Source organism: Paenibacillus terricola, assembly GCF_014779765.1.
GTDB lineage: Bacteria > Bacillota > Bacilli > Paenibacillales > Paenibacillaceae > Paenibacillus_T > Paenibacillus_T terricola.
In genome coordinates, this window is the sequence record NZ_JACXZA010000001.1 from 1,226,408 (window position 1) to 1,248,682 (window position 22,275).

Consider the following 22,275-nt stretch of genomic DNA (forward strand, 5'->3'; position numbering starts at 1 on the left):
CGATGACTCGTCCCTGTCTAACTGACAGGAACGGGTCTTTTTTGCGATATTCGCCAATATTAAGATGAGATGATAGAAGGGAAGATTATGACCATGACTCAACCGACTGTTAAGGGCATTGCCGCTGATTTCCTAGAGGAACTCGAATACCGCGGCCTCATTCACCAGACGACGAACCGCGAAGCATTGCTGGAGAAGATGACCAATGACCGCGTCGTCTTGTACTGCGGATTTGATCCTACAGCAGACAGCCTGCATATCGGCAGCCTGCTCCCGATTCTGATGCTTCGCCGCTTCCAGCAAGCGGGCCATAATCCAATCGCGCTGGTCGGCGGCGGTACGGGTCTGATCGGCGACCCAAGCGGTCGTTCGACGGAGCGCTCGCTCAATTCCGACGATACGGTAGCGCAGTGGACAGATAGCCTGAAGCGTCAACTGTCCCGCTTCCTCGACTTCGATGCGCAGGACAACCCTGCGAAGCTCGTGAGCAACTACGACTGGCTCGCGCCGCTCGATATCATTACGTTCCTGCGTGACATCGGCAAGAACTTCACCGTCAACTACATGCTGGCGAAGGATTCGGTTGATTCGCGTCTGGCGAACGGCATTTCGTTCACGGAATTCAGCTACATGATTCTGCAGGCTTACGACTTCTATCGTCTGCGGACGGAGCACAACTGCGCGCTTCAAATCGGCGGCAGCGACCAGTGGGGCAATATCACGGCAGGTCTCGACCTGATCGGCAAAATGGGCGGCGGCGACGCATACGGCATTACGATGCCGCTCGTTACGAAGAGCGACGGCAAGAAGTTCGGCAAATCCGAATCCGGCGCCGTATGGCTTGATTCGACGAAAACGTCGGTCTACACGTTCTATCAATTCTGGATCAACACGGACGACAGCGACGTTATTAAGTTCTTGAAATATTTCACATTCCTCGATCGCGCGCAGATCGCAGCGCTTGAGACGGAGCTTAACGAGCGTCCAGAGAAGCGTGCAGCGCAGCGCGAGCTCGCTCGCGAAGTAACGCGTCTCGTGCATGGCGACGCAGCAGTGGAGAGCGCAGAGCGCATCACGGAGGCGTTGTTCTCCGGCGATGTGACGAAGCTTAACGAGTCCGAGCTCGTTGAAGCGCTGGCAGGCATGCCGACAGTTGAGCATGCAGCAGGCGAAGAGCCGCTGCTGATCGACCTGCTGATCGCATCGAAGGCCGCGCCATCGAAGCGCCAAGCGCGTCAAGACATCGAGAGCGGCGCCGTGTACGTCAACGGCGAGAAAACGACGAGCATCGAAGCTGTCGTCAGCGCATCGCAGCGTCTTCACGGTCAATACGTCGTGCTGCGCCGCGGCAAGAAGAACTACTACCTGGTGCGCTTCGTTTAAATTGAGCGCCACATTTTCCGCAGGCTGCAGCACTGTATTCCAGCGCTGCAGCCTGCGTTCAAGCCGCCCATATGGCGGCTTTTTTGCGTCCGCGGCAGGCGTGATGTCATATTTTGTGAACAAAAATAGGCTGGTATAGGAACGCATGTTCTGTATATAATATAGAGCGATAGGGGAACATACGTTTCTGTACAGGAGGGGTTGGAATGCCGGTTGCACGGAAAGTGGCCGATGGCGGTGCACCCTGCGTCCGTGGAAGGACGTTTTGTCCGGTGAAACGCGATGGCTGTTAAACGTACGGTAATGCTTGCAGACTGTCAATCGTTCTATGCCAGCGTCGAGAAATCGCAAAATCCCGATTACGCAGGCAAACCAATTGTCGTTGCCGGCGACCCGGAGCGACGCTCGGGCATCGTGCTTGCCGCCTGCCCGCTCGCTAAGGCGAAGGGGGTAACGACGGCCGAACGGGTAGGGGAAGCGGTGGCGAAATGTCCGGAGCTCATCGTCGTGCGCCCGCGGATGGCGGAATATATTCGAGTGTCGCTTCAAATCTCGGATATTTACCGTTCATACACCGATCTGGTGGAGCCCTACAGCATCGACGAGCAGTTTATTGATGTGACGGGCTCCCTGCATTTATTCGGCGGCAATGTAGAAACGATGGCGCGGCACATGCAGCAGCAGGTGCTGTCGGAGACGGGCATCTACTGCCGCTTCGGCATTGCCGAGAACAAAATATTAGCGAAAACCGCATGCGACAACTTTGCGAAGAAGAATGCTTCGGGCCTCTACGTGCTGGAGAAGGAACGACTGGCGGAATCGCTCTGGAAGCTGCCGATCAGCAAGCTGTTTATGGCGGGCAATCGGATGACTTACCATTTTCACGCGATGGGCATTGAGACGATTGGAGACCTTGCGGCGACGCCGCTGGATCGATTAAAGCAGCTGATGCGACGCAAGTTCGGCAAAAACTCGGACATTAACGCGGAGTTATACTGGCGGATCGCGAGCGGTGTGGACGACAGTCCCGTGACGCCGGGTACGCATGAATCGCCGCCGCAGTCGATCGGGCATCAGATGACGCTGCCTCGGGATTACGGCACGCTTGAGGAGATTAAGGTCGTTGTGCTGGAGCTGACGGAGCTGGTGTGCCAGCGGTGCCGCAGCAAAGGTTTCATGGGTCAGGTCATTGCGGTCGGCTGCCAAGGGGCGGACTTCGACAGGCCGACCGGTTTCTTCCGCCAGTTCAAGATGGCAGATCCGACGAATGTGACCAACCATGTCTACCGAGAGGCAGTCCGGCTGCTGGAGCGGCATTGGGACGGCAATCCGGTCCGCAAGGTAGGCGTAACACTCGGACAATTCAGCAACAGTGAGCAGTACCAGCTGTCGCTGTTCGATGATCGGGAGCGCTTCATGGCGTTGGAGCGGGCCACAGATGCGCTGAAGGAGAAGTATGGGGATACGGTCATTATGCGCGCCGTTTCAATGACGCACGCGGGTCAAGCGCGGGATCGTTCCGGCAAAATCGGAGGTCATTACAAATGAGCAAAAAACTTCAAGGCAACGGCCTGTGGGAATCGAGCCGGATGATGCTGCCTGAGCATAAGCTGGAGTTGATCAACAGCGCCAAAGAATTGAAGCGCCGCGCACCGGTCGAGCTCGACGAGCATGAGTGGGAGCAGATAGAGCGGCTAATGACAGAGTCTTACCAGCTGCGGCAGCCGATTGAACTGCGGATGTATCATCCTTACGAAGAGACGAAGGTGATCGGAACAGTTGACCGAATCGACAGCTACCGCGGACGGTTTATGGTGGATGGCGAGTGGTTTGAGATAAAGCAAATTGAGGGAGCTGAGAGCGAAGGCGGAGATGCGGAGTAGCTCGGACGGGTTGGATAGCAAGGCAGAAGAAGCGGAGATAGGTGCAGAAATGCGCCTATCTCTTTTTACTGAGAGGGCAGAAAGAGCAGATACACCTACGTCGAACAAAGCGCCGTCCTGCGGGAACGTAGATGTAAATGCACATGGGTCATCGGCGTACTTCTATTCGTCATCGCTCTCTTTGAGCGGAACTATACGACCCATCTATGGTTAGGCAAGTATTTTATGAGAAACTATATACTAATCTTTCAGTTCGGTATTCCCGCTGTCATGCTGCTGATCGGCCTTCGTCGGAGGCAAAGCGAGATGCCAAGCGCCGAGTCGGAAGCTTTTACAAAATAAACCATTATCCTGAGCAAGTTGTCCAAACCAAAACGATAGAACCACCATACTGTATTGTATCTTGAATTACAGGAGGTGAATCGCTATGGGTACTTTTTTGGATATGAGAAGTTCCATGAATGCGAATGCATCTGGCTCGATCGGTGTTAGCTTGACGACTGTTCCTCAGTTGTTCGGCATCATCGGTCTGCAAACGAAAAACGTAGCTAACCCAATCGTAACGCTTGCGGGAACGGTTGGTATTAGCGGCGGTGCGCTTGGCAATACGTTTACAATCGAAATCGTTCGCGGCGTAACAGGCGGCACGACGATCTACACGCTGCAATCGGCTATCGCGCTGGACGTGCTGAACGGCTCCAGTGAAGTTAGCTTCAACGTGCAGGACTTGCTTGCACCTGCGGCGGCTGAAACGGTGTACAGTGCTTTTATTTCCGGCGGCCCGCTGGCTGTACTGACAGGCGCACGCAACGGCCCAGAAACATTCTACGGCATCGCTTCGAGCTCCGTGTAAGCTCAACACCTTCACAGCTGCAAAAGATATGCGTCCCTCGGGGCGCATATTTTTTTGTGCATATGGGCATATGCGTCCATACAGACCATATTGGATCGGCATACGATAGCAAACAGTCTATGCATGCAAGGAGGTCTCCCGTGATAACGATAAGCTTGTGCATGATCGTGAAAAACGAAGAGGGGGTGCTGGCGAGATGCCTCGATTCGGTGGCTGATCTTGTGGACGAGATCAACATCATTGACACGGGCTCGACCGATGCGACCAAAGCGATTGCCGCACGGTACACGGACCGTATTTTCGATTTTGAATGGATTGATGATTTCGCTGCGGCACGCAATTTCGCATTCGAGCAGGCGACCTGCTCGCACATGATGTGGTTGGATGCTGACGACATTATGCTGGAGAAGGACCGCGAGGCGTTCAAAAAGCTGGTAGCCAAAATGCCTGACGACATAGATTCGATTATTATGGAGTACCATTTAGCTTTCGATAAGGCAGGCAATCCGGCTGCTGGCGCCCGCCGCAATCGGATTGTCAGGCGAGAGAAGGGTTATCGCTGGTACAACCCGATACATGAATATTTGGACGTGACAGAAGGCAAAGTGTACGTCTCTGAAGTGGCGATCTCTCATGAGCGGATGGGCGATCACTCTGCGAGGAACATGGAGATTTTCAAGAAGAAGCTGCTGCAGGGAGGCGCGAAGCTCGAGAGCCGCAACCAGCTGTATTATGCCAATGAGCTTGTCGACCAGCAGATGTATACGGAGGCGGCAGAGCAATACGAGCAGTTTGTACGTAATGAGAACGAGACGGCGGAGGATCGCATGTTCGCCTACAGCAAACTGGCAGAGTGCTACCATCATCTGAATCAGAAGCAGAAGAAGATGCAGTCGCTGTTGTTAGCCTTGCAATTCGCGGTTCCAAGGGCGGATCATTGCTGCTCGATCGGATACAGCTTCGAGGAGAGAGGACAATACGATGCGGCGGTCCATTGGTATGAGCTGGCGCTGACGCTGCCGAAACCGCAATATCATATGGGGCTGCTCAACCTCGTCTGCTGGACGTGGATGCCGCATGTTCAGCTATGCATTTGTTATGCCAAGCTGGGACAAATCGAGAACGCCTATAAGCACAATGAGAAGGCCCTTGCTTATTTGCCTGATGATGTCAATCTGCTGGACAATAAGCTGCGGTTGGAGCAGGCGCTTGGGATCGCGCAGACGGCAGAGAACAATCAGGAGCCGATCGGGGAATCTGCACCTCAGCCCGATGATCCGAACGGCGGAACGGAGTCCCCATGCTGACGAGCATTATTCTAGTAACGTACAACAAGCTGGAATATACGCAGCAGTGCATCGAGAGCATCCGCCGGCATACGACGCAGGGAAGCTTCGAGATCATTGCAGTAGATAATGGATCAAGCGACGGTACGCAAGATTGGTTGGAACAACAGGATGATATCCGCTTCATTGCTAATGCGGACAACGCTGGATTTCCAAGAGCATGCAATCAGGGGTTAGAACAGGCTGTAGGAGAGCTGCTGATGCTGCTCAATAACGATACGCTCGTCACGCCGCGTTGGCTGGACGGACTGAAGGCAGCGCTGCTGAGCGATCCGGCAATAGGCGCAGTAGGTCCTGTAACGAATGCAGCCTCTTACTTAACGAGCATTCCGGTGCCTTATCAGGACGGAGATGCGATGGAGTCGTTCGCGGAATCGTTCAACCATTCTGATTCATCCAAATGGGAAGAGCGGCTCAAGCTGATCGGTTACTGTTTGCTTATGAAACGGGAGGCTTACGAGAAGGTCGGTCCGCTGGATGAGCGTTTCGGGATTGGGAATTACGAGGATGACGATCTGAGTTTGCGTATATGGCTTGCTGGCTACCGCTTGCTGCTCTGCAATGATACATTCATCCATCATTACGGGAGCGTATCGTTCGGCGAGAATATGAAGCAGTTTCAAGAGCTGCTGCATGTAAATTCGGACCAGTTCATGAGCATTTGGGGGTTTCGGCCAGCTCTCGCTCTTAATATTCGCACGGACCTGCTTGGGATGGTCGAGGGCGAATTCAAACAGAAGAACCCGCTTCGCGTAATGGAAATCGGCTGCGGCTGCGGCGGTACGCTGCTCGCGATCAAATATCGTTTTCCAGGCTCAGAGTTGTATGGGGCAGAGAGGAACGAAGCGGCTGCGCGTATTGCAGGCGCGGTCGGCATTACGGTCTTCCGTTCCGGTCGGCCGAATGAGTGGTCGATTCCCGATGGAACGCTCGATATGGTGCTGATCGGCGATGCGCATGCGTACGCAGCATTGCCTCAGCTAATGGCAGCTGTTACGCGTAAGCTTCGTGTTGGCGGTTGGATAGCGGCAGGATATGCGAACCGACAGTTTTACCGATACAGCAACCGGATAGCGGAAGGGGAGGCGGTTGACGCCTCGCTGCTGCACACCATGAATGAAGCGGCAGCGGTTATGGCGGGAGCGGGCATCGGCGGCTTGCGGCCTGCGCTTGCATTGGAGCCGGAAGCTGAGCGAGATCAGGAAGGCATAATGACGGCTGCTCTGCGGGATATCGAGACGTCCGATAATGAGCGGATGGCTTCTTACTTCGTCCTGATGGGCCGCCGGACTACATCGATTCCGGCGAAGCAGACGAGGGATGAAGAAGCTGCGGAGCGGCCAGAACAGGAAGAACAGGAAGAACAGGAAGAACAGGAAGAACAGGAAGAACAGGAACAGACAGAGACGAAATCAGAATCAGCAGTCGTCCCTCCTGCAACTGCTGCAGGCAGCCGAGAAAGTTCACAGCAAGAAGCATCTAGCGACGCAGCTATCAAGGAACAGAATGATATCGCTTTTACGGGCGAACGCCTAGTTGTGAATGCAGAAGTGAAAACTCAGTTCCGCGATGTATACGACGAGCATATGGTGCGTTATACAGCCGCAGCGAGATATGTGTCCAGTCTGCATGTGCTGGATGCGGCATGCGGTGCTGGTTATGGTTCGCGCATGCTGCTCGAGTCTGGTGCTGCATCGGTCATCGGCATCGACATCGATGTCGAGACGATCCGAGCAGCACAGCGGGATTATGGCAAACCGGGCATCGTGTATATGCAAGGAGACGTGCTGCGGCTTCCGTTCGCAGATGGCACGTTCGATGCGGTTGTATCGTTCGAGACGATTGAACATGTCGAGGACGGATATGCATGGGTGCGGGAATCGGCTCGCGTGCTTCGCTCTGGAGGACTGCTTATTGTCTCGACGCCGAATCGCGAAGTGACGAATGCATCGAATTATTGGGAAGAGGCTCCTTTTAATCCTCATCATCAGTTCGAGTACAGCATTGGCGAGCTGCTTGGCGATCTTCTGCGCGAGTATACGATTGAGGCGCTCTACGGACAGAATTGGATCGATGACTCGCAGTTTGCTGCCATGCGCTGGCTGCGGGATACGAATCAGATGACCGTAGATCGCGATGAGCAGTATCGAATTTCTTCTGCGGGCAGCGAGTTGCAGCCATTCCACCAGTTCCGCAGCGGCAAACCAATGTACATCGTTGCAATATGCCGCAAACGGCAGGGAGGCGCTTAAGCATGAAGGTCGTCATATTGGCCGGCGGTCTCGGCACGCGGATCAGCGAGGAATCGCATCTTAAGCCGAAACCAATGATTGAGATCGGCGGCAAGCCGATTTTATGGCATATTATGAAAATTTACGCGCATCAAGGGTTTACGGACTTCATCATTTGCCTCGGATATAAAGGATTCGTTGTAAAGGAGTACTTCGAGCATTACTTTCTGCATGAATCGGATGTCACATTCGACTTTCGCGGGGGCGAACGGACGGTAACGACCATTCATCGGCATCAGGCCGAGCCGTGGCGAGTGACGCTCGTAGATACGGGACTCGATACGATGACAGGCGGACGGTTGAAGCGGGCGGCTCCTTATCTAGAGGATGAAACCTTTATGCTGACCTACGGCGATGGCGTAGCGGATATCGACCTGCAGCAACTGCTTCTTCATCATCGCACGCATGGCAAGCTGGCGACGGTGACAGCGGTTCAGCCGGTCGGAAGGTTCGGCTCACTTGCGCTTGGCGCTGATCATTCCGTAGCGACGTTCGCGGAGAAGCCGCGTGGGGATGGCCATTGGGTAAGCGGCGGATTCTTCGTGCTTGAGCCGGGTGCGTTGGAGCGAATAGACGGGGACGAAATGATGCTGGAGAAAGAGCCGCTGGAACGGCTCGCAAGCGAGGGACAGCTGATGGCTTATCAGCATGCCGGGTATTGGCAGTCGATGGATACGATGCGAGATAGAGCGCTGCTGGAAGAGCAGTGGCGTTCGGGCAATGCGCCTTGGCGGATATGGGGAAGTTAGGGCACTGCTTTTGTTGATGGCGATGGCAAATTGCATGCGTTAAGAAAGCTGGGAGGACAGCAGGTGAGCGGAGAGCAGCAGTTGTGGCAGGGCAAGCGGGTGTTAATAACCGGGCATACCGGTTTCAAAGGAACGTGGCTTGGACTATGGCTGCGCATGCTTGGCGCTGAGGTTGTCGGTTATAGTGACGAGATGCCATCAGCGCCAGCCATGTATCGGCTATGCGGCTTTGAGCATGACATGCCGTGGGTACGCGGCGACGTACGGGACGGAGACAGATTGCAGCAGGCAGTCCGCGATGCAAAGCCGGATATCGTGTTTCATCTGGCTGCGCAGCCGCTTGTTCGGCGTTCTTACGCAGAACCTGCTGAGACGTTCGAGATCAATGTGAACGGTACGGCGAACGTGTTGAACAGTGTAAGGCTGCAGCCCTCTGTCCGCGCAGCTGTCATTGTAACGTCAGACAAATGTTATGCAGGGACCGCATCCGGAAATGGTTTCGTTGAGTCGGATCCGCTAGGAGGTATGGATCCTTACTCGGCCAGTAAAGCATGTGCGGAGCTGACGGTGGAAGCGTACCGTCATTCTTATTTCAGTGATGGCAGCGGAAACGCGTCGATAGCAACCGCGCGTGCGGGCAATGTGATTGGCGGAGGGGACTTCGCTGAAGACCGCATCGTGCCAGATATGGTGAGGGCGGTGCAATCCGGCCAATCGATTCGGCTGCGCCGGCCTGATGCGATACGCCCTTGGCAGCATGTGCTGGAGCCCTTATCGGGCTACATGCGGCTTGCAGAGCGGCTCTATTTGAACGGCTCGAACTATGCGGAGGCTTGGAATTTCGGGCCGTCAGCCGACCAAGACATGACCGTGCAGGAGCTAGCAGGGAGGATGGCCGCCAAGCTGGGAGCACAGCCGCCGTCCGTTCCGGATGCAGGTACACCGTTGGAAGGGCCATACGAAGCGCCAGTTCTACGTCTTGACAGCACGAAAGCGCGAATAAGGCTTGGCTGGCAGCCGGTATGGCATACGGATGAAGCCATTGATCATACGGCGTCCTGGTATGAACGATGGTTCAAGGGTGCGCCGATGCGTGAGATCGCTATGCGTCAAATCAGGCAATATGAAGCGGCGGCAGCCATGCTCCGAGCAGCAACGGAAAGCGGGGATCCGGGCGATGAACAATAAAGCAGCGGATGTAGATCAATCGGGTAACCAGCAGAAGCTTACGCCGACTGATTCGACGGTGAGCGGCGTGGGGATGGCTGCGAACGACCCGGGATGCTCGGGACATAAATGCCGCGTATGCGGGGAGGGGCCGCTGGTCAGATGGGTGCATATGCCCGCGATGCCGCTGACGGAGGAGCTTCGTCCGCCGGATTACGGAGGTTCCCCTTACTTGGCTGATATTGATGTGTATCGCTGCACTGCATGCGGCATATCGCAAACGGTAGGCGAGCGTGACCTCTCTCCCTACTACGTCGATTATGGGTATACAGTTGGTCAATCGCCATTTGCTGCGCGGTTCATGCAGCGGCTGGCGGACACGGTGCGTGACCGATTTGGACTGCAGCAAGGCTTCAAAGTAATTGAGATCGGCTCGGGAGATGGCGCCCAGCTGGCATGCTTCCAACGTGCTGGCGCCGAAGTGTTCGGCATTGAGCCTTCTGCGGAGTTGTGCCGAGTGAGCCGTGCACGCGGCGTGCCGGTGATGGAGGCGTTGTTCATGCCGCAGACAGCGGCGCTTCTGCCAGAAGCGTTCCAGCCTGCTGATGTACTGCTCATGACCTATACATTCGATCATCTGCCGGATCCGTCAGGTACGCTCGAGGCGGCGCGCAGAACGCTGCATCCCGGCCGCGGTCTGCTGGTGCTCGAGGTGCACGATCTATCGCGCATTGCGGAGCGAAGAGAATATTGCTTGTTCGAGCACGAGCATTACACCTATTGGACAGCGGAAACACTCCGCTGTGCACTGGCGAACAGCGGTTTCCGGTTGCTGACAACGGAGCTGCTGCCCGAGCGTGAGCGGCGCGGCAATTCCTTGCTTATTGCAGCAGCAGTGATGGATGCCGCGCATTCGCCGGAATCGGAAGTCGTGCTAACGGAGGCCACCACGATCGATTATGATACGTTTCAACAAGAGCTGGATCAGGGGATTGCAAGGTTGGATGCTTTCGTTGAGGAGGAAACATCGCTAGGCCGTAAAGTTGCAGGGTATGGCGGTGGCGGAAGAGGCGTCATGACGATGGCGGCTATGACTTCGGCTTGGCGTATTGCCTACGTATGCGATGCGAATACAGGGCTGCATGGACTGCTTGCGCCTAAGTCCCGCGTGCCAATTGCTCCAATTAATCGTTTGTCGGAGGAACCGGTCGATACGCTCATTGTGTTCAGTTATGGCTATATGACAGAAATCCGCGAAGCGGTCGAGAAGCTGTCGAACGCACCGCAACGAATCGTTTCGATGCTCGATATTTTGAAGTGAGGGGTCGTGTATGGAACAGCAGCAGACGCGAGAGATGGATAGGAGAACCGAGCGTCGCACGGCAGTTGTGACGGGTGCGGCCGGTTTCATTGGTGCTGCCGTATGCCGAGAGCTGCTGAGCAAAGGATGGCAGGTCTATGCCATTATTCGACCAGGTTCAGCCGCAGCACGATTGCCGCGCGGCGAAGAAGCGCTGCAGTTGATCGAGGGTGATTTGCTGCAACCATCGAGTTGGCAAGGGCAGCTTGAAACAGCTGCGGCAGCGGGCGAACGATTCGACTGCTGGCTGCAGCTTGGCTGGGCGGGAGTTGCCGGTGCTGCTCGCAATGATGCATGGCAGACAGCGAATGTTGAGGCCGCAGCTGATTCTGTAAGGCTGGCTGCGCGTCTTGGCTGCAACAGCTGGATTGGCGCCGGCTCGCAAGCGGAATATGGTCAGATGGAAGGCCGCGCTGATGAAGGGGCGATAGAAGCGCCAACAACAGCTTATGGACGTGCCAAGCTCACAGCAGGCAGGCAAGCGCTGGAGGAAGCGACACTCCACGGGCTGAACGGCTATTGGGTGCGCATATTCAGCGTTTACGGACCTGACGATAATGACAATTGGCTTATTCCGGGATTAGTTCGGCAGCTAATGGCAGGTGAAAGCCCTGCGATGACGCTTGGCGAGCAGCGCTGGGACTATGTATATATCGATGATGCAGCGGCTTCCTTCACCTTACTGGCTGAGCAATCGACAGCGGCTAGACATAAGCATCTGGCATCCACCACAGCCGCTGTATCGGAGGAGAGTCAGCATCGGGAACGCAAGCTCGGCCGCAGGCTAGACCCAGCTCCTGGCGTGTACAATCTTGGCTCTGGCGTCAGTCGAACGATTCGCGATATCGCTGAGCATGTGCGAGAAGAGGTGGCTGCACAGCTGCCTCGCGGCCTGCCGTTAGGCGTGCCGCAAGCTTCGTCTGATGATATCTCGGATCTAGAGCATTCGCATATCGAGTACACGCCAGACGGCAGACGGGTGCCGATTATCCGATACGGTGTAGTCCCTTATCGCGATGATCAAGTCATGATGATGGAAGCGGACACCGCCAAGCTGCAGCGCGAGACGGGCTGGCGCCCGCGAACAGCGCTCGCCGACGGGATTAAGCGAACGGTCGCTTCTTATGCGGATGCGTTGGAACAAAGTCGCAGCGTAGCGGTCAAACGGGCTATCGTGACTATGGCATATCGTTCGAATTCCTCTCACGTCGGTGCAGCGTTATCCGCCGCAGATATAATGGTAGCCCTCTACTTCCATGTGCTTCGGGTTGATCCGAATCAGCCAGATGCACCAGAGCGAGATAAACTGGTGTTCTCCAAAGCACATGCGAGTACAGCCCTCTATGCCGTGCTTGCAGAACGGGGCTACTTTCCGAGAAATGTCCTGGACAGCTATTCGGTGGACGGCGGCCAATTGCCAGGGCACTTGGATCGTAAAGCAGCGCCCGGCATTGATGCTTCCGCCGGATCATTAGGCCATGGTCTCTCGATCGGAACGGGATTTGCGATTGCAGACCGGCAGGCAGGGCGCAGCAGTCGTACTTATGTCGTGCTCGGTGACGGCGAATGCAATGAAGGCTCAATCTGGGAGGCTGCACTAGTAGCCTCGTCGCTTAAGCTGAATCAATTGATAGCAGTCGTCGACTGCAACGGCTGGCAAGGCTTCGATCGTACGGAGCCATTGTCGCCCTATGCCTCTCTAGCAGACAAATGGCGTGCATTCGGCTGGGAAGCCATAGAGGCTGATGGGCACGATGGGAATGCATTAATTCATGCATTGGATCATCAGAGCGTCGAGAGCCGCCCAACTGTTGTGCTCGCTAGAACAGTGAAGGGCAATGGCGTTGACTTCATGGCGGATACACTCGAGTGGCATTATAAGTCGCCGAACGATGCACAGTGGCAGGCTGCGGTCGAACAGCTTGGCGGCAGGGAGGGGAAGGGATGAGATGAGGAATGCTTTCGTACGCGAGCTGCTGAAGCGGGCAGAGACGGATGAGCGCATTTTCGTTATTACACCTGACCTTGGGTTCTCCGTCTGGGAGTCGTTCCGCGAGCGATATCCTTCCCGATTTCTTAATGCTGGCATCGCTGAACAAAATGCAGTGGGCATTGCCGCAGGTCTTGCGCTCGCAGGCCATATCGTCTATGTGTACAGCATCATTCCGTTCGTGACGATGCGCGCTTATGAGCAGATTCGAGTGGACGCGGCTTACATGAACACGAACGTCCGTATTGTCGGCGTCGGTGCGGGCTTTGCCTATGGCGGTCAGGGACCGACGCATCATGGACTGGAGGACGTCGCGCTTATGCGTGCGCTGCCGAATATGACGGTATGCTGTCCGGGCGATGATATCGAAGCGCGCGAGCTGACGTCGGCAAGCTTCGACCATCAAGGTCCGATGTACATCCGACTTGGCAAGTCTGGCGAGGCACGCGTACATGAGCCGGATACGCGAATTGCGCTTGGGGAACCGATTGAACTCATAGCGGGCTCGCAGATTGCAGTTCTCGCTTCGGGCACCGCACTCGGCCGTGCCAAGGAATGGGTGCTTCGGCTGCGTGAAGAAGCTGATCCTGTGGAGGCTGCGCTCGTGAGCGTGCCGACCGTAAAGCCGTTCCCGGCCGAAATCATCAACAAGTATGCGGGGCGAGGCATTCCTCTCGTTACCGTCGAGGAGCACAGCGTGATCGGCGGACTAGGCTCGGCTTCGGCAGAGGTGCTGGCAGAGCTTGGCGGAGGCGTTCGGCTGCGGCGATTCGGCCTGCCGGACGTATTTTGCCGGGAAGTGGGGAGTCATTCGTATTTGCTTGAGCGGTCGGGTTTTCATTATGAACGATTTCAGGACATCGTGAGAGGAGCATGCGGGCAATGACAGATTCGTTCAAGCCGATGGGGATGATCGGCAAGCATCATCGGCCGTCCGATTTCGAGGCGTACCGATTAACGGAGGAGACGTTCGAGCAGTCGCAGCTGTCCGTATTTAATAAGCTAGAGGCATTTCCGCGTTTTGCAACGAAGCGCAGTCTGGCCAAATTTCTGTGCCGCCACGAAATATTCAAGCATGTGCTCGGCGTAACAGGGAGCATCGTCGAATGCGGCGTGTTCAATGGCGGCGGGCTGTTCACATGGGCGCAGCTGTCCAACATTTATGAGCCATCCAATCATACGCGCAAAATCATCGGCTTCGATACGTTCGCAGGTTTTCCGTCTGTATCCGAAGAGGATCAAGAGCCGGACGACGAATTCAAAGCCGGCGATTTGAAAGGCGAGACGATTGACCAGCTGCAGCGTTCCATCGAGAAATATACGGCGGAGCGCTATTTGTCGCATATCCCGAATATGGAACTCGTGCAAGGAGATTTCATGGCGACAGCAGACGCGTATGTGGAACGGAATAAGCATCTGCTCGTCTCGCTGCTCTATCTGGATTTCGATCTATATGAGCCAACGAAGAAAGCGCTGGAAGTGTTCCTCCCAAGGATGGGCAAAGGGGCTGTCATCTGCTTCGATGAGTTGAACTGCGCTTCTTTCCCTGGCGAGACTTCCGCGCTGCTTGAGATGCTGCCGATTCGTGATTCGGCGATCCGCCGTTTTCCGACAGACCCATGGGTGTCGTATGTCATTCTGTAAGGAAACGGGGCCGGTCGGATGAGCGAGGAGGAACGTAAAGAACCAGAGAGGTCAGAGGCAGAGTCAGTGGGAACGTCGTCAGAAACTTCTCAGGACAATAACAGCCCCTATCAAGGCTTCTACTTCCTTGGCGAGAACACGATCATTGAGGCAGGTTGTGCCACGCATGGACGCAAAGAAATGGCGATTGGCAGCGGTGTGTTTGTCAGGACTGGCGCATGGTTCAATATTTGCACCGAAGTAACGGGTGATCGGCCCAAAATAATAATCGGCGACTACTGCCAGTTTAACAAAAACGTGTGTATGTCGGCGGCGAATCGGATTCTAATCGAGCGTTTCGCGATGATTGGCCCCCAGTCCTTCATCATGGATACGCAGCATGAATACCGGCATATTGGTGTCCCGATCGCTTATCAGGGCATTACCGAAACAGAAGGCGAGACGATTATCGGCGAGAGTACGTGGGTTGGCGCGAACTGCGTAATAAGCGGTCCGGTTAAGATTGGCAGAGGCTCAGTCATCGGCGCGAACAGCGTTGTGACGCGTAATATTCCTGATTATTGTGTTGCAGCGGGAATGCCTGCCCGTGTCATCAAAATGTTCGACACTCACGCTGTCGATTGGATATCGGTAAAAACGAAAGAGGACGTCGATGCGGTTATGCGCAGAAGGCGGGAGCGACCGGTGTTATCGATTTGCATTCCGACTTATAATCGTGCTGCTGACTTGAATCGATGTCTCCATTCGATCGTTCATCAGATTGGCGACTGTTCATTATTTGAGGTTGTCGTATCCGATAACGCATCGCCAGATGCTACCCAGCAGGTGCTGGACTCTTTTGCCAAAGCTTATCCGAATATGAATTTGCGTTATTGGCGCAATGACGACAACATCGGGGCAGAGCGAAACATTATCAAGCTGTTGGATGATGCGCGGGGCGATTACGTGCTGCTGCACGGCGATGATGATTTTTTCACCGACCTGACGATCATGCCAATGTTGAATCTCATTCAGAATAATCGCGACTGTTCGGTCTATTTCTTGAATGTGCTTGGCGACGACGGTCAAGTCCATCGGCTGGAAGGGCTGGAAGCGTTCATTGAAACAGCCTCCATTCATTCGGGCTTTATCTCTTCGATTATGATTCAGCGTGAGGCTTATCGCCAGATTGAAGAAAAGTCGAAGTTTATCGGCTCGGGCTTCAATCATATCTATCTTCAGCTCGAGGCGCTGCGTCATAATCCGAACTTTGCCATTGTGAACAAAGCGATGTTCGGGTATGCGGGCAATAAGCCGACCGGGTACAATTATGGGAAGTATTTTATCGAAGGTTATTTGAGCATCTTGGACCATTACCGTTCATATGGGCTGTCGGATGAGGCGCTGTTGAAGGAGAAAAGGTCGATGCTGGCGACAACGGTGCTGCCATGGTATAAGAGGATCGTTGAGGAGCAGCTTGGCACGGACGTAAGCGGATTTGAAGAAATCTATACGGCGCACTATAAAGATGAGCCCTATTACGAAACGATACTAGCGTGGATACGGAGCATTCAGCCGCCTTCTGGTTCTGGGGATGCTAATGAATAGAGGCCTGCGACTTAACAGTCGGCAGGCTTCTTGCTTGTTGAACCAGTAGATTTGGGATAAACGAATTTGCGCTGCGACCAGAAGCTGAGAAGAAACAGTACGCCTTCGGTCACCAGCTTGGAGATGAGAAGCGGGACATGCGCCATCTCGTTCAGACCATACATTAGTCCGTAATTGAGCGTGAGGATGAGAACGACAAGCGCAAAATATTTGGGCATCGAGCGACGAACCTCCGAAGGTCCGTCTTCTGCGAATACGAACCGGCGATTCATCGTGTAATTCGCTAGCGAACTGCATATTCTTGCGCCGACGACTGCGAGCAGCAAGTTAGCCGTCAGCATATGGATGAGCAGCAGCAGTCCGTAATCAAGCAGCGCACTGAGCAGCGAGGCTCCGCTGAACTTAATAATAGGCAAGTATACGGCAAATGAATCTGCGAGCGGACGGAAGTGCGATGACTTATTTTCTTCTAGATAGACGGTTTCGATCGGAATCTCGGTTAGGCTGTAGCCGGCAGAACGCGCTTGCAGCAGCATGTTCATCTCATATTCGAAACGTTCGCCGGGAATCGAGCAGAGCCAGTCCAGCATATCGTTCGAAAATCCGCGAAGCCCCGTCTGCGTATCGTGAATGGCCGTGCCGGTTGTGAACTTGTAAATCTGGCGTGTCGCCGTGTTGCCGAAGCGGCTGCGCAGCGGCACCTCGCCAGTAAATTGGCGGCTGCCCAGTATGATATGGTGCGGCAGCCTGTCCACGACATCCGCGATACGCATAATGTCCGCCGGCAGATGCTGGCCGTCGCTGTCTGCGCATATAACGCCATCTTTGCTGCTTAGTTTCTTAATATAATGAAAGCCGGTTTTGAGCGCACGACCTTTGCCCATATTGCGTTCATGGGTCAGAATCGTACAGCCCAGCTGCTTCGCGCTTGCGAAGATACGCTTATAGTTGTCTCCGCTGCCATCATCGACGATTACAATGTCTCGGTTGTCGGCAGCAACAAGCTGATGAATGAGCCCTATGAGCCGTTCATCCGGCTCATAGGATGGGATGAGTACAGTCATGTTCTCTCCTCCTTACATGGACTCTAGGTGACGGACTGATGCGGTTTATGCGTTTTATGCCCCGACATAGATAATATCGCTGACGCCCCGCTCCTGCTGTTTGCCTTGCGGATTGTTGATGACGTTGCCCATGAAGTACATCGTAGATGAGCCGCCGCCATCGAGGTTATAAGCATCTGTGCAGCCGAGCTCCTGGAATAAGGAGGCGAATTCGTTCAATGTCATGCCGCGGCTGTAATTGCGGGAACGGCCGTCGACCACAACGAGTACATAATGGTTAGGTGCAATAATGCCGATACCAGTGCGCGGATTAGCGTCTTGAATGGAACGATTGCCGAAGTTGGTGTCGATCTCGACATGCTCGAAGTCGCTCGTTACTTGCCCATCCTTCAGCAGAATAGGTCCGAACGAGAAGGTGTTCGTAACGCCTTGCGCAAGCAAGTCAGAGGAGGAGACCGTCTTCTCGTCATAGCTCTTCATCGTTCCGTCTTGGAACATGGCTAAGCCATCGCGTACCGGTTCGTCCCTGTAGAGCGTGCCATTCCGAATAATGACGCCGTCGTTGCGGAAGCCGTAGTAGTCGCCGTTAATCGCAAGAATGGCATTGTTGTTCTCGGCAATGGTCGATGTATTCTCCGTAATATTGCGGCCGAACTTGTTGTCGGCCAGTGCGGTCTGCAGCGTGGTCCCGTTCTTCAGCGTGACATCGGCAACGAAATACGTAATCATGTCGCTGCCCGAGCCGGTCTGTACCTTCTTAATGCTTATCGATTCGTTATCGCTGTTGTAATTCATATCGTCGTAAGTAGCGTGAGCGGATTCGACTGTCGTGCCTGCATTAGTCGTCGTAACGACTGCTTCTACATGTTCGATCAAATATCGATCGGCCAGCTTATAAACAACTGTTCCGACAGTGAGGACGAGCACCAGCGAGGTGCCCACCCATATTTTTCGAGCGCGGCTCCATTCCTTCAAGGCGATTTCCTTCTTTCATTAGCAAATTGTAAAGGTTATTGAGGTATCGCTATTGTCGCATCGTCTTCTGAATTGGTTATGAGTCGTGGCTGAACATGCGCTGAAAGAAAGCAGGAGTGAAACAAGTTGAACCGCTCTATATATTGAAAAAAGCTCCCCTGCTAATGGAGTTGAACTCCGACTAGCAGAAGAGCTTATATTTGCACTCGTTATTTAAGGTTGAAGACCGAAAATGACTCGAAATAGACGCTTAGTGCGTCGTTAGTGCACAGCGGGCGGCTCGCGATGTTCATGTTCGGAGATACTGCTCAATGCATGCAGTGCCTTCTGATCATGTGCTTCGCGAAGCGCAAGATCGCCGATGGAGACCACGCCGATCAAATTGCCGTTCTCGACAACCGGCAGGCGCCGAATTTGATTAACGGCCATTCGCTGCGCCACGCCTTCTATCTGATCATTCGGCGAGATCGTCTCAACGTGAGTCGTCATAATCTGTGATACAGCCGTGGAGTCGGGCAGCTTCGCTGCGCAGCCTCGTATGACAAGATCGCGGTCCGTGATGAGTCCAACAAGCTTCTGACCTTCCACGATCGGGATAATCCCGATGTCATGCTCCTTCATTTTTACAGCTACTTCATATAAGTTGTTTTGAGGTGTACACGTCAACACATCTGTCGACATGATATCGCGAATTGCGTTTGACACGGGACCAGCCATCCTTCCAATACATTCAATTTGGGTATCATAGGATACATCCTATTGTAGAATGTCCGAACGGAAGGAGGATATTCATATCTTCGGTCTCCGATTTGGCTAAAATGCCCAGTTGCCGTTCACAAGAATCGGCTCTCTAGTTCCATCGTTCATAACCCCGTAGATGTTCAGCTGTGCGGATCCGACCATGAAATCGGTATGCGCCATGCTGCGGTTCAGGCCGCGCTCAAGGAGTTGTTCCTGCGAAAGATCTGCGCCGCCCTTGACGCAAGAGGCGTAGGCGCTGCCGACAGCTAGATGGCAGGATGCATTCTCGTCGAACAACGTTTTGTAGAACAAAATATTCGATTCCGAGATTGGCGAACGATGAGGTACGAGCGCGATCTCGCCAAGGTATTTGGCGCCTTCGTCGGTATCGAGCAGCCCCTGCAGCGCCTCATGGCCTTGCTCGGCCGATGCGCTTACGACGCGTCCGTTCTCGAAGGTGAACGAGAAGCGATCGATAATGTTGCCGTTGTAGCTGAGCGGCTTCGTGCTGGAGACGATGCCGTTGACGCCTGTGCGGAGCGGGGCAGAGTAGACTTCTTCTGTTGGCAGGTTCGGCACGAACCATACGCCTTGGCCGTTGGCCTTACTGCCGCCGAGCCATACATGATCAGCAGGCATCTCGATCGTAAGTTCGGTGCCTGGCGCTGAGTAGTGAAGGTATTTATATTGTTTCTTCGTTAGATAGTTCGCTTTCGAACGCAACTGCTGGATATGCGACTCCCAAGCCGCGATCGGATCAGGCTGATCCGCGCGAACCATTGTGAATATAGCATCCCACAGCTTGGCGACTTGCTCTTCCTGCGGAAGGTTCGGGAACACTTTGGCTGCCCATGCAGCGGAAGGAACCGTTGCGAGCGACCAGCTGAACTTGAACGCCTGCGACAGTTGGCGGTACTTCTCATTCGCTTGGCGCTGCACACGGTCGGCGTTTCGAATGCGTTCCTGCGGCACGCCTTTCAGCAGGTCAGGATCGGCGGAGCTGATCGTAACGGCTGCGGCACCCTTCTCCGCCATCTCCAGCTTCTCGCCGGCTGACCAAGTCGGCACTTCGAGGAACGATTGCTCAGGAGCCAGATCATAGCGGATGCGCGAGACAACGTCATCCATCCAAACGACTTTCACCTGATAAGCGCCAGCCTCATAGGCCTTCTTCACAACAAGCCGCGCCAGCTCCGGCGATTCAATCGATGCGTTCAGCATTAGCGATTGGCCAGGCCTAATGTTCGCACCGATTTTTACAATGATGTCTGCATAGTTATTAAGCTTCTGTTCGAATGTCAGCATGGGAATCATCCTTTCTTGCCGTGCGGAATGGAATTGTACCTTTCTATTGTAGGGGATTGGGGCGATCGGTTTCAAATAGGGATGCCGTTATTGGTAATTACGTTGTAAAATAAAGAAGTACCCCCTTTATTTCCCTATCGTGAACGAAAGGTATACTGAAGCAGGGGCTATCGAAGTTTTCAAGCGGCAGCATTTATGGAGATTGCGAACGGATATCCAGCATAACTCAGCAGCATAGGCAGATTAAGCAGGCATATTATATCGATAATGATTGCTGCAAGGTTGGCACAGGGTCAATCATTCATTACATGGGGGAGATGAACTTATGAAGAAGTTTATTATCGGATTTCTAGCAGGCGGTTTGATCTTCGGCACAGCGTCAGCCTATGCGGCGGTGAAGATCAGCGTTGATTATAATCGCGTGAATAATGTGTATGTGGATGGCGTGAGAATGAGCATTACATCGACGAATAAGCCTATTTATATCGATAATACGAACGATTCGAAGGATAACGGCGTTACATACTTCCCAAGCGCGCTCCTGCCAGAGCTCGGATATACGTTTAAACGCAGCGGTGATTCGGTCTCATTGAACGCCGCAGGGGAAACGTATTACCCGACTCGCTTCAATGATCGTACGCCAAATTCAAATACGATTGCGGTCGAACAGATTAATACGTCGGGTGCCACTGCAGATGTTGTGTTTGAGGGCACAGTGCTGACCAATAGTCAATCAGGTGCGACATATCGAAATTACATGTCAACGACACTCGGCACGCTTCTCGACAAAACGAAATCGCAAAGTGAATTCACACTTAAACTCGATGAGAAATACCGCAGATTCCAAGGTACGCTGTATCTGGGCAAGAGCAAGGCTGGCAAGATTGCTTCCAAGCCTGTAAAGCTCGAGGTCTACTTAACGGATGACGGTGGTAAAATAAGTAAATATAAGACGTACTCCGTTAGTAAAGCGACACGCACACAAACGATAAACATTCCGCTTCGCTATATAACCAGCATTAGCTTCAAACTTTATAATGATGGCAGTGAAAGAGCAGAGGCTGCTATTCTTGAACCTGTGTTTATCAAGTAATGTTCGTTAGTAATAGAGCCTCGATCGTTGACCAGACTGGTGCAGCGATCGCGGCCTTTTTTGGTATTCGGCTTAATGATTTAGCAATGTCGCGCAGAACATCCTTTTGTGCAAACAGGAAGTTAGGAGATAGAGATCGAAACAATGGTACAGGTGTTATGACGATAGAGACAATAAACCTTCAAAGGATGCGAACTTGTAGAACATGAGAATATGCATAGAAGGACCAAGCGCGGTCGGCAAGAGTACTTTGTGTAGGTCGCTAGGCGAACGTTGCGGCTTCATTATTCAAGACGAGATTATTGTGGAACCCATTCCGGGACTTTCGCCGGGTGATACAGCGATCTATTACTTAGAGCGAGAGGTAGAACGCTGGAATGCGATCGAGACCAAGGGGGATAACCTCATGTTGATCCTTGATACTGATCCTATGAAACCGTTGTGGTTCAATTGGTCGCAGGGATACCGGGATTGCATGCCTTTGGACGAGTTAGAGGCGTTCTATAGTGGCAGGGTACAGAGCGGAGAGATCGGTTTTGCTGACCTCTACATCATTCTAGATGCGGACATACAGCAATTATATCAACGCAAAGAAAACGATCCATTCCGAGATCGAGACAATTTCGAGTGGATTTCATCAGCGAATGAGCATAGACGTCGATATTATCAATACTTGCATGCCACTATGCCGAGTCGGGTTGTATTTATGGATGCAGTGGACAAAGAAGCGACACTTGAATTAGCGGTTAACAATATCCTCGCTTTACAGCATCGAAGCGGCAGTCCTATCCATCCTGTCAAGGTTTTCGACCTGATGATGGAGTGGTTGCGTAAAGGGTGAATA

Annotated in this window: 19 protein-coding genes and 1 other annotated feature (1 of these 20 running past the window's edge); of the genes, 15 read left to right on the forward strand and 4 right to left on the reverse strand. The window is 53.7% G+C overall.

Annotation, left to right across the window (positions count from 1 at the left end; genetic code table 11):
• Nucleotides 1-18 (forward strand) — a binding site (T-box leader); it begins 211 nt to the left of the window's first position.
• A gap of 75 nt (nucleotides 19-93) precedes the next feature.
• From tyrS to H8B09_RS05410, 13 genes are all read left to right on the forward strand, one after another.
• Nucleotides 94-1,383: a tyrosine--tRNA ligase gene (gene tyrS / locus H8B09_RS05350; RefSeq protein WP_191202820.1), complete on the forward strand. Its 1,290-nt coding sequence runs from the start codon at nucleotides 94-96 to the stop codon at nucleotides 1,381-1,383.
• Nucleotides 1,384-1,665: 282 nt separating this feature from the next.
• Entirely contained in the window at nucleotides 1,666-2,931 is a 1,266-nt protein-coding gene (locus tag H8B09_RS05355; protein ID WP_191202388.1) for a DNA polymerase IV, read from the forward strand.
• On the forward strand, nucleotides 2,928-3,266 hold the full coding sequence (locus H8B09_RS05360; RefSeq protein WP_191202389.1) for a YolD-like family protein: 339 nt from the start codon (nucleotides 2,928-2,930) through the stop codon (nucleotides 3,264-3,266). The genes H8B09_RS05355 and H8B09_RS05360 overlap by 4 nt, the downstream gene beginning before the upstream one ends.
• Before the next feature lie 427 nt (nucleotides 3,267-3,693).
• Nucleotides 3,694-4,119: a hypothetical protein gene (locus H8B09_RS05365; protein WP_191202390.1), complete on the forward strand. Its 426-nt coding sequence runs from the start codon at nucleotides 3,694-3,696 to the stop codon at nucleotides 4,117-4,119.
• 140 nt (nucleotides 4,120-4,259) lie between these two features.
• Nucleotides 4,260-5,426 carry a glycosyltransferase gene (locus H8B09_RS05370; protein WP_191202391.1) on the forward strand — a complete coding sequence of 389 codons (1,167 nt, stop codon included), beginning with the start codon at nucleotides 4,260-4,262 and terminating at the stop codon, nucleotides 5,424-5,426.
• Nucleotides 5,420-7,717, forward strand: coding sequence for a methyltransferase domain-containing protein (locus H8B09_RS05375; RefSeq protein ID WP_191202392.1), 2,298 nt, complete (start codon nucleotides 5,420-5,422; stop codon nucleotides 7,715-7,717). Before H8B09_RS05370 ends, H8B09_RS05375 begins: the two co-directional genes overlap by 7 nt.
• 2 nt (nucleotides 7,718-7,719) lie before the next feature.
• The gene (gene rfbF / locus H8B09_RS05380; RefSeq protein WP_191202393.1) at nucleotides 7,720-8,505 is read left to right on the forward strand and encodes a glucose-1-phosphate cytidylyltransferase; all 786 of its coding nucleotides are present in this window, start codon (nucleotides 7,720-7,722) and stop codon (nucleotides 8,503-8,505) included.
• A gap of 63 nt (nucleotides 8,506-8,568) precedes the next feature.
• Complete coding sequence (gene rfbG, locus H8B09_RS05385) at nucleotides 8,569-9,693, forward strand: CDP-glucose 4,6-dehydratase (protein ID WP_191202394.1); 1,125 nt, start codon at nucleotides 8,569-8,571, stop codon at nucleotides 9,691-9,693.
• The gene (locus H8B09_RS05390) at nucleotides 9,683-10,993 is read left to right on the forward strand and encodes a class I SAM-dependent methyltransferase (protein ID WP_191202395.1); all 1,311 of its coding nucleotides are present in this window, start codon (nucleotides 9,683-9,685) and stop codon (nucleotides 10,991-10,993) included. The genes rfbG and H8B09_RS05390 overlap by 11 nt, the downstream gene beginning before the upstream one ends.
• Before the next feature lie 10 nt (nucleotides 10,994-11,003).
• Nucleotides 11,004-12,980: a thiamine pyrophosphate-binding protein gene (locus H8B09_RS30350; protein ID WP_224753264.1), complete on the forward strand. Its 1,977-nt coding sequence runs from the start codon at nucleotides 11,004-11,006 to the stop codon at nucleotides 12,978-12,980.
• Nucleotide 12,981: 1 nt separating this feature from the next.
• A complete protein-coding gene (locus H8B09_RS05400) occupies nucleotides 12,982-13,908 on the forward strand; it encodes a transketolase family protein (protein ID WP_191202396.1) in 927 nt (308 codons plus the stop codon).
• Nucleotides 13,905-14,666 (forward strand): TylF/MycF/NovP-related O-methyltransferase, encoded by a 762-nt coding sequence (locus H8B09_RS05405; RefSeq protein ID WP_191202397.1) that lies wholly within the window; start codon nucleotides 13,905-13,907, stop codon nucleotides 14,664-14,666. Before H8B09_RS05400 ends, H8B09_RS05405 begins: the two co-directional genes overlap by 4 nt.
• An 18-nt stretch (nucleotides 14,667-14,684) precedes the next feature.
• On the forward strand, nucleotides 14,685-16,253 hold the full coding sequence (locus H8B09_RS05410) for a glycosyltransferase (RefSeq protein WP_191202398.1): 1,569 nt from the start codon (nucleotides 14,685-14,687) through the stop codon (nucleotides 16,251-16,253).
• An 11-nt stretch (nucleotides 16,254-16,264) separates the two neighbouring features.
• On the opposite strand, the gene H8B09_RS05415 is transcribed toward H8B09_RS05410, so the two are convergent.
• From H8B09_RS05415 to H8B09_RS05430, 4 genes are all read right to left on the reverse strand, one after another.
• Nucleotides 16,265-17,317 carry a bifunctional glycosyltransferase family 2/GtrA family protein gene (locus tag H8B09_RS05415; protein WP_191202399.1) on the reverse strand — a complete coding sequence of 351 codons (1,053 nt, stop codon included), beginning with the start codon at nucleotides 17,315-17,317 and terminating at the stop codon, nucleotides 16,265-16,267.
• Between the two features lie 54 nt (nucleotides 17,318-17,371).
• Entirely contained in the window at nucleotides 17,372-18,292 is a 921-nt protein-coding gene (locus H8B09_RS05420; RefSeq protein WP_191202400.1) for a phosphodiester glycosidase family protein, read from the reverse strand.
• Nucleotides 18,293-18,553: 261 nt separating this feature from the next.
• The gene (locus H8B09_RS05425; RefSeq protein ID WP_224753360.1) at nucleotides 18,554-18,973 is read right to left on the reverse strand and encodes a CBS domain-containing protein; all 420 of its coding nucleotides are present in this window, start codon (nucleotides 18,971-18,973) and stop codon (nucleotides 18,554-18,556) included.
• Nucleotides 18,974-19,105: 132 nt separating this feature from the next.
• Nucleotides 19,106-20,338: an aminopeptidase gene (locus tag H8B09_RS05430; protein WP_191202402.1), complete on the reverse strand. Its 1,233-nt coding sequence runs from the start codon at nucleotides 20,336-20,338 to the stop codon at nucleotides 19,106-19,108.
• A gap of 325 nt (nucleotides 20,339-20,663) precedes the next feature.
• Here H8B09_RS05430 and H8B09_RS05435 point away from each other — a divergent pair, with 325 nt between their 5' ends.
• Together H8B09_RS05435 and H8B09_RS05440 are read left to right on the forward strand one after the other, a co-directional pair.
• Nucleotides 20,664-21,431 carry a hypothetical protein gene (locus tag H8B09_RS05435; protein ID WP_191202403.1) on the forward strand — a complete coding sequence of 256 codons (768 nt, stop codon included), beginning with the start codon at nucleotides 20,664-20,666 and terminating at the stop codon, nucleotides 21,429-21,431.
• 205 nt (nucleotides 21,432-21,636) lie between these two features.
• Nucleotides 21,637-22,272, forward strand: a complete 636-nt coding sequence (locus tag H8B09_RS05440) for a nucleoside/nucleotide kinase family protein (protein WP_191202404.1) — start codon at nucleotides 21,637-21,639, stop codon at nucleotides 22,270-22,272.
• Nucleotides 22,273-22,275 lie beyond the last annotated feature (3 nt).

What these genes read in the sequence shown, in the direction of transcription:
- H8B09_RS05430 (WP_191202402.1), bottom strand. Translation starts at nt 20,338, where the DNA reads ATGCTGACATTCGAACAGAAGCTTAATAACTATGCAGACATCATTGTA.
- H8B09_RS05410 (WP_191202398.1), top strand. Translation starts at nt 14,685, where the DNA reads ATGAGCGAGGAGGAACGTAAAGAACCAGAGAGGTCAGAGGCAGAGTCA.
- H8B09_RS05415 (WP_191202399.1), bottom strand. Translation starts at nt 17,317, where the DNA reads ATGACTGTACTCATCCCATCCTATGAGCCGGATGAACGGCTCATAGGG.
- H8B09_RS05435 (WP_191202403.1), top strand. Translation starts at nt 20,664, where the DNA reads ATGAAGAAGTTTATTATCGGATTTCTAGCAGGCGGTTTGATCTTCGGC.
- H8B09_RS05390 (WP_191202395.1), top strand. Translation starts at nt 9,683, where the DNA reads ATGAACAATAAAGCAGCGGATGTAGATCAATCGGGTAACCAGCAGAAG.
- H8B09_RS05360 (WP_191202389.1), top strand. Translation starts at nt 2,928, where the DNA reads ATGAGCAAAAAACTTCAAGGCAACGGCCTGTGGGAATCGAGCCGGATG.
- H8B09_RS05355 (WP_191202388.1), top strand. Translation starts at nt 1,666, where the DNA reads ATGGCTGTTAAACGTACGGTAATGCTTGCAGACTGTCAATCGTTCTAT.
- H8B09_RS05425 (WP_224753360.1), bottom strand. Translation starts at nt 18,973, where the DNA reads ATGTCGACAGATGTGTTGACGTGTACACCTCAAAACAACTTATATGAA.
- H8B09_RS30350 (WP_224753264.1), top strand. Translation starts at nt 11,004, where the DNA reads ATGGAACAGCAGCAGACGCGAGAGATGGATAGGAGAACCGAGCGTCGC.
- rfbF (WP_191202393.1), top strand. Translation starts at nt 7,720, where the DNA reads ATGAAGGTCGTCATATTGGCCGGCGGTCTCGGCACGCGGATCAGCGAG.
- H8B09_RS05365 (WP_191202390.1), top strand. Translation starts at nt 3,694, where the DNA reads ATGGGTACTTTTTTGGATATGAGAAGTTCCATGAATGCGAATGCATCT.
- H8B09_RS05440 (WP_191202404.1), top strand. Translation starts at nt 21,637, where the DNA reads ATGAGAATATGCATAGAAGGACCAAGCGCGGTCGGCAAGAGTACTTTG.
- H8B09_RS05375 (WP_191202392.1), top strand. Translation starts at nt 5,420, where the DNA reads ATGCTGACGAGCATTATTCTAGTAACGTACAACAAGCTGGAATATACG.
- H8B09_RS05400 (WP_191202396.1), top strand. Translation starts at nt 12,982, where the DNA reads ATGAGGAATGCTTTCGTACGCGAGCTGCTGAAGCGGGCAGAGACGGAT.
- H8B09_RS05405 (WP_191202397.1), top strand. Translation starts at nt 13,905, where the DNA reads ATGACAGATTCGTTCAAGCCGATGGGGATGATCGGCAAGCATCATCGG.
- tyrS (WP_191202820.1), top strand. Translation starts at nt 94, where the DNA reads ATGACTCAACCGACTGTTAAGGGCATTGCCGCTGATTTCCTAGAGGAA.